The organism is Desulfovibrio sp. JY, assembly GCA_021730285.1.
Lineage (GTDB): Bacteria > Desulfobacterota > Desulfovibrionia > Desulfovibrionales > Desulfovibrionaceae > Solidesulfovibrio.
The window spans coordinates 2,216,803-2,227,413 of sequence record CP082962.1 but is presented as its reverse complement, the minus strand read 5'-3'; the positions used below and the strand labels follow the sequence as shown (position 1 = coordinate 2,227,413).

Genomic DNA, 10,611 nt, shown 5'->3' with positions numbered 1-10,611 from the left:
TAAGGGGGACGTATGATCTTACGAAACTGGCCTCTTGCATCGGTCGCCGCGAATACGGTCACTGATCTGGTCGTTCCGAGCGGTAGCCTCTCCGTTGGCATTGCTGGTTTTATCATCTGTAATACGGACTCTGAAAGTATGGCCGCCGTATCCGTGACGCTTGCCGACTCGAATGACGCCACGCTCGGAACCCTTTGGCTCGGGAGCATAGCCCCAGCTGAATCCGTCCACATTGACACAAAAATCTTTCTGGCGGCATCTGCCACGCCGGATAAAATCCGTGTGCAATCAGACGTGGCTGCGGTGTCCTTCGTAGCCAGCGGAGTTGAAAGATAATGGGCGTGCATTATCCGAAGGGTTGGCGGCAAACTATCCCCTTGACCAACATCGCCACCCTTTTTGCACTGTACCGCTCGGCGGGCGACGTGACCATCAACAGCGCGACCAGCCTCCCCACGACACTGGACGGCCCGATTCAGGTTGTTCGGTATGGATCACTAACAGTCGATGCCCCTATGACTGTCACCAACCGCTGTCGTGGTCTGGTAATACTCTGCGATTCTCTGGTCATGGGTTCGACCGGGTCTATCTCCATGACAGGTAAGGGGGCAGCCGGCTCTCCGCATTGGGCGCACCAGGACATCGTTGTTCCGTCTTTTATGAACTTAACCGGACGTCGCGCCGCGTTACGTGATTTTTGGTCGTGGCTGGGCAAAATGGGCTACGCTATCTTCGACCCCACGATGTTCGCCTGCCCCTCACCAATGATGCCAGACGTACAGGCGGATTACTCGTCATGGCCAGGACGTGGGACAGCCATCATCTCGGCGTCAGGCTGCGGGGCACAGACGGGGGCAGTCGCTCTCGGCACGGCGTACATTGCCTTTAATTCCACATACTCCGGTAGCGCAGGGAACGCTGGATTAAACGCCCCTGGTGGGGGCGGGGGCGGGACGGCGTCTGCTGTAAACTCTGGGGCGAATGCTTGGGCGTATGGCGGACGAGGCGGTCCCGGAAGGGTTTGGGGCGGCGGTGACCGAGCAACCGGCTACAGAAACGTCAATACCATGGGACCCCTTGGGGTAGACGGGTATCTGTACGGGGCAAGCGCCATCGGTACAGGCGGCGTGCTACTCGTGTTTGTGAGGTATTCCATCTCTGTTACATCGGGCCACAGCCTTTCGGCAAATGGCGTTTATGACTCTATGGCGTATTCGGGGGGAACAGGGGCAGGGAAAGTGGGGGTTTTCTACGGTGGGAGTATATCTGGCTCCTTAAATCTTTCTGCGACCGCCGGCGGCAATGGTGGTGCCGGCCATGCCGAGGCTAAGACTTTCGCAACCATGGGATGGTGATAGTATGCCGCAAGGATTGACACTTTTACATTCCGATCTTGTTCCGGCCAGCCGCGATCTTTTGGCTCTATGGCTGGCCGCCGCCCCTGTCCCCGGCGAGGTCATCACCGATCACGCGGCGGCCGTGGCACTGATGCCGCAATTTAGGGGATACCCGGCGGTAGTCTATGAGGACGCCAGCGGGGAACGACACGTACTGTTTAACCCACTGACCCTGGAGGCCGTCACGGCCTGGCGCGATGGGATCGACAATCCGCCGGTGGTGACCACCATGAGCGTCACCGCGTTTTACGCACGGTTCACCGAAACAGAATTAAAGGCGGCCCGTGAATTAGCCAAAACGGACAGCGACGTGGATCTGTTCTGGGTTCGCGTCCAGGGCGCGGCCAGTACCGGCATTGATCTCACGTATCCCCCCGTAGTCAAAGGCGTGAATTATCTCGTCGGCAAAATCGACGGATTCGACCAGGCCCGGGCCGATGCCATCCTGGGGGTGACGTTGTGATCCGGCGTATCCTCTGTGTCGACGGCGGCGGAATCATGGGTTTGATCGCGGCCCTGATCTTGGCTGAGATTGAGGCGCGAGTCGGATGCTTGGCCGGCAAACTGTTCGATTTGGCGGCCGGCACCAGCACGGGCGGCATCATCGCCTGCGCTGTTGCCGCCGGCATCCCGGCCAAGGACGTGGCCGACCTCTACCGCCAGCGCGGCAAAGACATCTTCTCCAAAAACGTCTGGCACCGCCTGGTTACGGGTTTTGGCCTGTGGGGACCGCAGTACAGCGCTCGGGGCATTGAGGCCGCCTTGGCTGACGTGTTCGTCGACCGCAAACTGTCCGATTGCTCAATCGATCTGATCGTGCCGGCCTACGACATTGAGGCCCGAACGCCGACGTTATTTAAGTCCGCCAAGGCGAAGACAGACAACCGCCGGGACTTCTTTCTCCGCGACGTCTGCCGGGCCACCAGCGCCGCTCCGACTTATTTCCCGCCGGCTCGCATCCGAAGCCTGACCGGCGAGGTGGCCACCTGCGTGGACGGAGGCTTGTTCGCCAACAACCCTGCGACACTCGCGTTGCCCCAGGCGGCCAAGGCTGGCCAGTTGGGCAAAGTGTTCATGCTGTCGCTGGGGACCGGGAACAATAGCCGCCCCTATCTCTACAAGGACGCCCGATTCTGGGGCTTGGCGAAGTGGGCGCGGCCGTTGATCGGCTGCATGTTCGACGGCCAATCGGACGTCTCGGCCTACGGCAGCCAAGTGCTCCTGGGCGACCACTATATCCGGCTCCAGCCGGCGCTGGCCAAGGAACAAGCCATGGACGACGTCAGCGAGGAGGCTTTAGATATGCTGTCCGCCGTAGCCCGTGGCCTGATTGCCGAACAGGACGCAATGATCGACAAAGTTTGCGAGATGACGCTGCCCAAGGCGGCATAAGTGGAGCAGGCGAGGTGGCTGCAACCACCTCACTGGCCCGGCGGGGGATCGCCGGTCCACCGGCTTGCGCCAGCTGCTCCCTCCCCTGCGGACAAGGGTGACGAGGGGCGTAGCAGGCACGAGCGCAACAATCAACGGACTTATGCGAGAAATTCGATGCGGTAACTGTGGAAAACTGTTGGCGAAAGGGGAGGCCGTAAACCTCTCCATCAAGTGCCCGCGATGCGGGACCATGAATCTCCTGAGGGCCACGAGCCCCGGACAAGAGCCCCAAGAGGCCCCATCAGGAGATAGCGTTGTATGTCGGAAGTCTTTTTAGCGGGGCGGGGTTGGGCGACATCGCCGCCGAAGCGATCGGTCTTTCTCATGCCTGGTTTTGTGAGTGTGATCCATTCGCCCGCGCCGTGCTGGAAAGGCGCTGGCCGGGCGTCCCTGTTTTCCATGATGTGAGGGACGTCCATGCCAAAAGCGCCCAAAAAGTCGATATCGTCATCGGTGGCTTCCCTTGCCAGGATATCAGCGTCGCCGGCAAAGGAGCGGGCATCACGGGCAAGCGGTCCGGACTATGGTCCGAATACGCCCGAATCCTTCGCGAGCTACGACCACGCTACGCGGTCGTGGAAAACGTCAAGGCGCTCCTCGGCCGGGGCCTCGACCGCGTACTTGGGGACCTGGCCGAGATCGGGTATGATGCGGAATGGGATGTGTTTCCGGCGGCAGCCTTTGGCGCCCCTCACTTGCGTGAAAGGGTTATCCTTGTTGCCTACCCCGGCGGCGATAGAGGGCCAGCCAGTACGCCAATACTTGCGCCGGGAGGAGACTTGGCAATCCACCGGCAACCTGACGGCCCGGTTGATTGGAATGGCCTACGGCTTGAAGGCTCGCGAGCCCAGGCCGCCATATCGGCTTATCGCGGCCCCGTCGTTTGTCGAGTGGATGATGGGAGTCCCCATTGGCTGGACCGACTTAGGTGCCTCGGAAACGGCATCACGCCTGCTGTGCTGCAGTGGGCGCTCGGAAGAATCTAGCACAAAGCAGCAATGTGGTCTCTGAAGAACATACGGATTCATTGCTGTTCAGAATCCAGCTCTCCACGCTTGAATTCTACAAGCCCCCGGCTTGAGCCGGGGGCTACACCATCGACACCCACTAGTCTGGAGGACTTCATCCAAATGGCTAAAGGCTATGCCGCGAAAATGTTTCTCATTTAGAGAATCTCCTTCGCTTAACTAAGGAGATCCTTGATATTAATCGTAAATCCAGCCTCTTGAAGTTCTGCAGCGATCCGTTCCTTAATTTCGTCAATCCTATTGCTAAACCGAATATAGAGAAGACCACTGATGTCTGAGGGAAGCTCAATGTCGCCTTTGTGTAAAATTGCTACGCGCTTGCGACCGAGACTAGCTAAAAACATGCCGAGCTCTAATACAACATTTTGTCGTGCGCGATGCCGTATTTCGTCAGGCTTGCTAATAGCGTGTCCTTGATCGTCTGGGGTAAGCAACACACAAGCGTAATGGACATCAGAATTGCTTTCAAGCTTTTCAATGACTGTTTCACCGGCAGCTGGCAAGTTCTGAAGAACGACAGGCTCCAGTTGTAAACGCCTAAGCAATAGTTCTAGCTGTTCACGGGCATCCGTGTCATGTCCGTAAACAATAAAAACTTTTTTATTTGGTATATGAACATCATGACCTGAGACTATTTCTACAGGGCAAGACCGGTCTGGAGAAATTAGTTTCTCTATTTTTTCTTTCGTTGACGTTGGCTTTCCTGCCCAATGTGTTTTCCCAGTATCGAAAACATTTAGTATGGCTCCATCAGGGAAACGAAATTGAACGCCGTGTTGGATATCTCTTCGTTCAAACTGGATACTATTCTCCCGTAACACGGAGTCAACTTTTCCAATCATAGGAGGGCTTCCCTAGTGGTGAAGTTTTTGTGAAGACTCGGTTGTGGTTTGACCATCTCGGGGCATCCGCCAAATTGCGCTAACACTTACACCCCAACCATAAGACAACACATGGCATTTTGTCTATACAGCCTATCCGTCCGCATCCACCTAATCCCTAAAAACAGACAAAATCAGTATATAGCAAAATATTCTCACGAGTTACGAAGGATAGGATTGCCGGGGAGCCATGCCCTCGCCCTGACGAACACCTTCGGACAAAAACATGGAACCCAACTGGCAGAAAACATACTCCTCTTTCCCAGATTGCCTGAAACAATTTCTCATTTTGCTTGAGCGCTTACAATGACGTGCGCTCGAGCAACAGGAGAAGGGGACAGAAGATGGGGAAGCAGGCCCGCTCTATGGGATACCCCCCTCCCCGCCGAAGTTGTTCCTCCGCAACGGTTGGACAGGAGTCGGATAACATCCCTTTCCAAAAGCAAAAGGGAGCTAGGTTATGCACCTAACTCCCTGGACTTGCTGGTGGGCCATCAAAGACTCGAACTTTGAACCAACGGATTAAGAGTCCGCTGCTCTACCAATTGAGCTAATGGCCCGCGCGCCGTTCACGTGCGGCGGAAAAGTCGTTTACGCGGGAGCCCCATGCTTGTCAACAAGATCGTGTAAAAAAAATTCGTCATTCCCCTCGCGGCATTTGCCGTCGCACGGTTTATCGCGTAAAAGAATACTCCTAAACGTGATTACCGCCGCCACGGCGCGGCGTTCCCCATAGGGCGTTCATGAGCCATATCCTCGGCATCAAGTTCCGTGACCACGGACAGTTGTATTATTTCGACTCCGGCCCCTTCGTCGTCGCCGTCGGCGACAGTGTCCTCGTCCAGACCGAACAGGGACTCGGCATGGGCAAGGTCGCCCTTGTGCGCGACACCCCGCCCGAAGGCGAGGAACAACCCGAAATCAAACCCATCTTCCGCCTGCCCACCTCCGAAGACGTGGACATCCAGCGCGAAAACGACGCCCTGGGCCGCGAGGCCCACACCTACTGCCGCAAATGCATCGAGGCCCGCAAGCTGGAGATGAAGCTCGTCGACGTGGAGGTGCTCCACGACCGGGGCAAGATCGTTTTCTATTTCACCGCCCCGGGTCGCATCGATTTCCGCGAGCTGGTCAAGGACCTGGTCAAGGCCTACCACACCCGCATCGAGCTGCGCCAGATCGGCGTGCGCCACGAGACGCAGATGCTCGGGGCCATCGGCAATTGCGGCCAGATGTGCTGCTGCCGCCGCTTCATGCGCAAGTTCGCCCCGGTCACCATCAAGATGGCCAAGGAACAAAACCTGTTCTTAAATCCCACCAAGATTTCCGGCATCTGCGGTCGGCTCTTGTGCTGCCTGTCCTTCGAGCAGGAAAACTACGAACAGTTCCAGAAAAAATGCCCCCGGGTGGGCAAGAAATTTTCCACTGCCCTGGGGCTGGTCAAGGTGCTGCGCACCAACCTCTTCCGCGAGACCATAAGCGTCCTCGATGAAGTCGGCGAGGAACACGAGCTGTCCGTGGAGGAATGGAACGCGGCCCTCGCCGCGCCGGCCCCAAGCGAACCCCGTTCCCAGGACAGGCCGGACGCCGCCGCCCCGCCCGAACCCGGCCGCAACGCCCCGCGCAAGCCCCCGGAAGGGCAGCAAGCCCAATCCTCGCGCGGGGATCGCCGCGACCGCCCCCGCGCCGCCTCCCAGGGCCCCGGCGAAACGCCCCGGGAATCCCGCGAAGGACAAAGCCGCTCCCGCCGGGGACGCCGCCCGTCCCGGAAAAATCCCAGGCCCGCCGGCCAGCCGTCCCAGGAACAGTCGTCCCAGGCCCAGCGTCCCAGCCCATCCAAGCATGCCCCGCGCCCCGACACGCGCCAGGGCGGCAAAACTTCTTCCCGTGCCCCGGAGTCCGGATCGTGAACCGCTTTTTCATCACCACCCCCATATATTACGTCAACGCCAAGCCGCACCTCGGCCATGCCTACACCACCATCGTGGTCGATGCCCTGGCCCGCTTCCACGCCCTTCTGGGCGAGGAGGTCTTTTTCCTCACCGGCACCGACGAGCACGGCGACAAGATCGCCGAGGCGGCCACAAAGGCCGGCCAGACGCCCAAGGAATACGCCGACGCCATAAGCGGCCTTTTCAGCTCGCTTTGGCCGAAGCTCGGCATCACCCCCAAACGCTTCATCCGCACCACCGACACCGATCACAAGGAAGCGGTGAAAAAGGCCCTGCAGCTCGTCTACGACAAGGGCGACATCTATTTCGGCGAGTACGGCGGCCATTACTGCAAGGGTTGCGAGCGCTTCCTGACCGAAAAGGAGCTGGTGGACGGGCTGTGCCCGGACCACAAGGTCAAGCCCGAATACATCGCGGAGAAAAACTACTTCTTCCGCATGTCCAAATACCAGGGCGCGCTTCTTACGCACATCAAGGCCAATCCGGATTTCATCCGCCCCCGCCAGTACCGAAACGAAGTGGTGAGCCTGCTCGAGTCCGGGGCCCTGGAGGACCTGTGCATCTCCCGGCCCAAGTCGCGCCTGACCTGGGGCATCGAGCTGCCCTTTGACGACAACTTCGTCACCTACGTCTGGTTCGACGCGCTCATGAACTACCTGACGGCTATCGGCTGGCCCGATGACCCGGATTTCTCCAAATGGTGGGACGTGGCCGAACACGTGGTGGCCAAGGATATCCTGAAGCCCCACGCCGTGTTCTGGCCGACCATGCTGCTGGCCATGGGGCTGCCGCTGTATAAGCGCTTAAACGTCCATGGCTACTGGCTGGTGCGCGACACCAAGATGTCCAAGTCGCTCGGCAACGTGGTCGAGCCGCTGGCCATGGCCGAGCACGCCGGCCTGTCCGGCATGCGCTATTTTCTTTTGCGCGAGATGGTCTTCGGCTCGGACGCGAGCTTTTCCGACGAGGCGCTCATCGGCCGGTTCAACGCCGATCTGGCCAACGACCTCGGCAACCTGGCCAACCGCTCCCTGGCCATGACGCACAAGTACTTCGGCGGCACGGTGCCCGAAGCCGACGCGCCCCAGGCCGCGGATACGGAGCTTGCCCGCCTGGGCCGCGAGGCCATGGCCAATTTCGTGCAGCTTTTCGGCGCGGCCCAGTTTTCCCGGGCTCTCGAAGCGCTGTGGGAACTGGTGCGGGGACTCAACAAATACATCGACGCCATGGCTCCATGGACGCTTTTCAAGGAAGGCGACACCAAACGCCTGGGCACGGTCATGGCCATGGTCCTCGGCGGCCTGCGCCAGGTGGCCGTGTGCCTGCTGCCGGTCATGCCCGAAGCGGCCGAGAAGCTCCTGACCCAGCTCGGCCAGGAGACCGCCGGCTTAAACCTCGCCAAAGAGGCCGAGGCCTTCGCGCCGCTCGCCGCCGGCACCACCGTCGCCGCCACCTCCAACCTCTTCCCCCGCATGGAAGCCCCGGCCAAGGCGGACGAACCCGCGCCCAAGCCCAAGGCCGCCAAAGACAAGGCCAAGGCGGCCAAAGCGGCCAAGGCCCCGGCCGCCAAGCCCGAACCCGAGGCGGAAGTGGCGTTCGAGGATTTCGCCAAGCTCGATCTGCGCGTGGCCACGGTGCTGACGGCCGCCCCGGTGCCCGGGGCCGACCGGCTCTATGCCGTGACCGTGGACGTGGGCGAGGCCGAACCCCGGCCCGTGGTGGCCGGGCTGGCCGAATACTTTCCGGCCGAGGACCTCGTCGGCCGTCAGGTGGTGCTGGTGGCCAACCTCAAGCCGCGAAAGCTGCGTGGCACTGTCTCCCATGGCATGATTCTGGCCGTCAAACACGCGGACGGCATGGCCCTTTTGACGCCGTCCGCCCCGGTCGCCCCAGGCGGACGCGTTTCGTAACGCCCCACGCTCCGGCGGAAAACCGCGGGAAACCGCGCCGGGATTGACTTGCGCCCCTTGTATGCTACGAGCCCGTGAAACCAATATGACTGTTTCGCGTCGTGGGGACGAGGCCGACGTCCGGGTGACGACGGCCTTGCGCCCACGACGCGGGCGGCAGGCTCGGAAGAGGGGTCGTACACCATGTCATTGCAGCTGCGCCTGACCATCGGCACGATCATCGGTTTTCTCCTGGTGGTGCTGGTGGCAAGCGGCGTATCCTACTGGCGCCTTTCCGACCTGGCCGACGAGGCCGGGGGCACCCTTGCCCGGGCCCAGGCCGACCTTGGACCGAGCGCCAATTCCGCCGTGCGCGACGACCTGCGCGTCCTGTCCGGACGTCTTAACGCCCTGCCGGGGAAAACCGCCACGGTTTCCGCCCTGGCTTCCCTCCTTGCCGCCGTCCTTCTGGCGGCTCTTTTTTTATGGAGCATAGGCCGCTCCCTCATGCGGCCCCTGGAACGGCTGGCCGGCTATGCCCGAAGCGTGGGCGCGGGCAAGACCGCGCCCCTGACCGACGACGGCCGGTTCATCGGCCGCCTGGGCCTGCTCAAGGAAAGCCTGGAGGCCATGGTCCGGGTCATGGAGGAACGGCTGGCCCTGGCCAAGGCCAAGGCCGCCGAGGTCGAAGCCGCCGCCGCGGCCGAGCGGGCCTCGCGCGAGGCGAACCGGGCGGGCAAGAAGGACGAGACCCGGCGCATGGGCATGCTGGCCGCCGGCGAGACCCTGGAAGGCGTGGCCGACTCCATCAAGAAAGCCACGGCCGACCTGCGCGGCGAGGCCAAGGAAGTCAGCCTCGGGGCCGAGGAGCAAAAAACCTGCATCGACGACACGGCCGCTTCGGTGTCGGTCATGGTCGACTCCACCGTGGCCGTGGCCAAAAGCGCCGAGATGGCCGCCGACGCCGCCGAGCAGGCCCGCAACCAGGCCACGGACGGGGCCACCGTGGTGGACGATTCCGTGGCCGCCATCGGCGAGGTCAGCACGCTGACCAAGGAGCTCACGACCAACATGGCCGAGCTTGGCCGGCAAGCCGAGTCCATCGGGCAGGTCATGACCGTCATCACCGACATCGCCGACCAGACCAACCTGCTGGCCCTAAACGCCGCCATCGAGGCGGCCCGGGCCGGCGAGGCCGGACGTGGCTTTGCCGTGGTCGCCGACGAGGTCAGAAAGCTGGCCGAAAAGACCATGACCGCGACCCGCGAGGTGGGGCAGGTCATAAAGGCCATCCAGAAAGGCACCTTCGACAACATCCGCCACATGGACCAGGCCTCCGAGGCCGTCACCAAGGCCACGGCCCTGGCCGGCCAGTCCCGGGCGGCGCTTGGCGAAATCGTGCGCCTCTCCGGCGACGCCGCCACCCAGGTCGCCTCCATCGCCGGCGCCTCGGACGAGCAGGTCGCGGCCAGCGAACGCATCCAGAACGCCATCGACCGGGTGCGCGAACTGTCCGGACGCACCACCGACGGCATGGTCCGCTCGGCCGGCACCATCGAGGCGCTTGGCGGCGAGATCGAGGAACTCATCAAATTAAACGGGGTGTTCAAGCTCATCGGCCAGGGCACGGCCCAGGACGTGGTGGAAGGGCTGGCCGCGACCACGGACATGACCGGACTCGCCCAGGCAGCCATGGAACGGCGTATGCGCGACGCCCTGTCGCAAAACGCCTTCCTGGAGCTGCTCTACGCCACCGATGCCCAAGGCATCCAGATCACGGAGAATATCGCCCCGGCCGGCTTCCCGGCCAGCGCCTCGGGCTCGGTCAAGGGCAAAAACTGGTCGGCCCGGCCCTGGTTCACCGAGGTCATAAAGAAAAAGGACACGTCCATCTCGGCCATCTACGTGTCCGAGGCCTCGGGCGAGTACTGCCTGACCATCTCCACGCCCATCTTTGCCGACGAACGCATCGTCGGGGTGCTTGGCGCGGACATCAAGGTGTTCGGCTAGCGTTTTCCTGCCCGCTCCAG

At 61.4% G+C, this 10,611-nt stretch carries 8 protein-coding genes, 1 tRNA gene and 1 pseudogene; 8 read left to right on the top strand and 2 right to left on the bottom strand.

Features of this window, described 5'->3' with window-relative positions:
• The first annotated feature begins 12 nt into the window (after positions 1-12).
• The 5 genes and pseudogenes from K9F62_09920 to K9F62_09900 all read left to right on the top strand — a co-directional run bounded on the left by K9F62_09920 (position 13) and on the right by K9F62_09900 (position 3,817).
• Positions 13-336: an amidohydrolase gene (locus K9F62_09920; GenBank protein ID UJX42964.1), complete on the top strand. Its 324-nt coding sequence runs from the start codon at positions 13-15 to the stop codon at positions 334-336.
• Positions 337-1,359: 1,023 nt separating this feature from the next.
• A pseudogene (locus tag K9F62_09915) lies at positions 1,360-1,614 on the top strand (hypothetical protein).
• Between the two features lie 242 nt (positions 1,615-1,856).
• On the top strand, positions 1,857-2,789 hold the full coding sequence (locus tag K9F62_09910; GenBank protein ID UJX42963.1) for a patatin-like phospholipase family protein: 933 nt from the start codon (positions 1,857-1,859) through the stop codon (positions 2,787-2,789).
• 142 nt (positions 2,790-2,931) lie between these two features.
• On the top strand, positions 2,932-3,108 hold the full coding sequence (locus K9F62_09905; GenBank protein ID UJX43184.1) for a Com family DNA-binding transcriptional regulator: 177 nt from the start codon (positions 2,932-2,934) through the stop codon (positions 3,106-3,108).
• Complete coding sequence (locus K9F62_09900) at positions 3,086-3,817, top strand: DNA cytosine methyltransferase (protein UJX42962.1); 732 nt, start codon at positions 3,086-3,088, stop codon at positions 3,815-3,817. Before K9F62_09905 ends, K9F62_09900 begins: the two co-directional genes overlap by 23 nt.
• Positions 3,818-4,014: 197 nt before the next feature.
• On the opposite strand, the gene K9F62_09895 is transcribed toward K9F62_09900, so the two are convergent.
• Positions 4,015-4,701, bottom strand: a complete 687-nt coding sequence (locus K9F62_09895; protein ID UJX42961.1) for a nucleotide-binding protein — start codon at positions 4,699-4,701, stop codon at positions 4,015-4,017.
• Between the two features lie 523 nt (positions 4,702-5,224).
• A tRNA-Lys gene (locus tag K9F62_09890) sits at positions 5,225-5,300 on the bottom strand.
• A gap of 183 nt (positions 5,301-5,483) precedes the next feature.
• On the opposite strand from K9F62_09890, the gene K9F62_09885 reads away from it, so the two are divergent.
• The 3 genes from K9F62_09885 (at position 5,484) to K9F62_09875 (ending at position 10,591) form a co-directional block, all read left to right on the top strand.
• Positions 5,484-6,650, top strand: a complete 1,167-nt coding sequence (locus K9F62_09885; protein UJX42960.1) for a hypothetical protein — start codon at positions 5,484-5,486, stop codon at positions 6,648-6,650.
• Positions 6,647-8,602 carry a methionine--tRNA ligase gene (metG, locus tag K9F62_09880; protein ID UJX42959.1) on the top strand — a complete coding sequence of 652 codons (1,956 nt, stop codon included), beginning with the start codon at positions 6,647-6,649 and terminating at the stop codon, positions 8,600-8,602. Before K9F62_09885 ends, metG begins: the two co-directional genes overlap by 4 nt.
• Positions 8,603-8,785: 183 nt before the next feature.
• On the top strand, positions 8,786-10,591 hold the full coding sequence (locus K9F62_09875; GenBank protein UJX42958.1) for a methyl-accepting chemotaxis protein: 1,806 nt from the start codon (positions 8,786-8,788) through the stop codon (positions 10,589-10,591).
• Positions 10,592-10,611 lie beyond the last annotated feature (20 nt).

Bases quoted from the DNA above. Each gene is read 5' to 3' on its own strand.
- K9F62_09885 (UJX42960.1), top strand. From the start codon at position 5,484: ATGAGCCATATCCTCGGCATCAAGTTCCGTGACCACGGACAGTTGTAT.
- K9F62_09875 (UJX42958.1), top strand. From the start codon at position 8,786: ATGTCATTGCAGCTGCGCCTGACCATCGGCACGATCATCGGTTTTCTC.
- K9F62_09920 (UJX42964.1), top strand. From the start codon at position 13: ATGATCTTACGAAACTGGCCTCTTGCATCGGTCGCCGCGAATACGGTC.
- K9F62_09895 (UJX42961.1), bottom strand. From the start codon at position 4,701: ATGATTGGAAAAGTTGACTCCGTGTTACGGGAGAATAGTATCCAGTTT.
- K9F62_09905 (UJX43184.1), top strand. From the start codon at position 2,932: ATGCGAGAAATTCGATGCGGTAACTGTGGAAAACTGTTGGCGAAAGGG.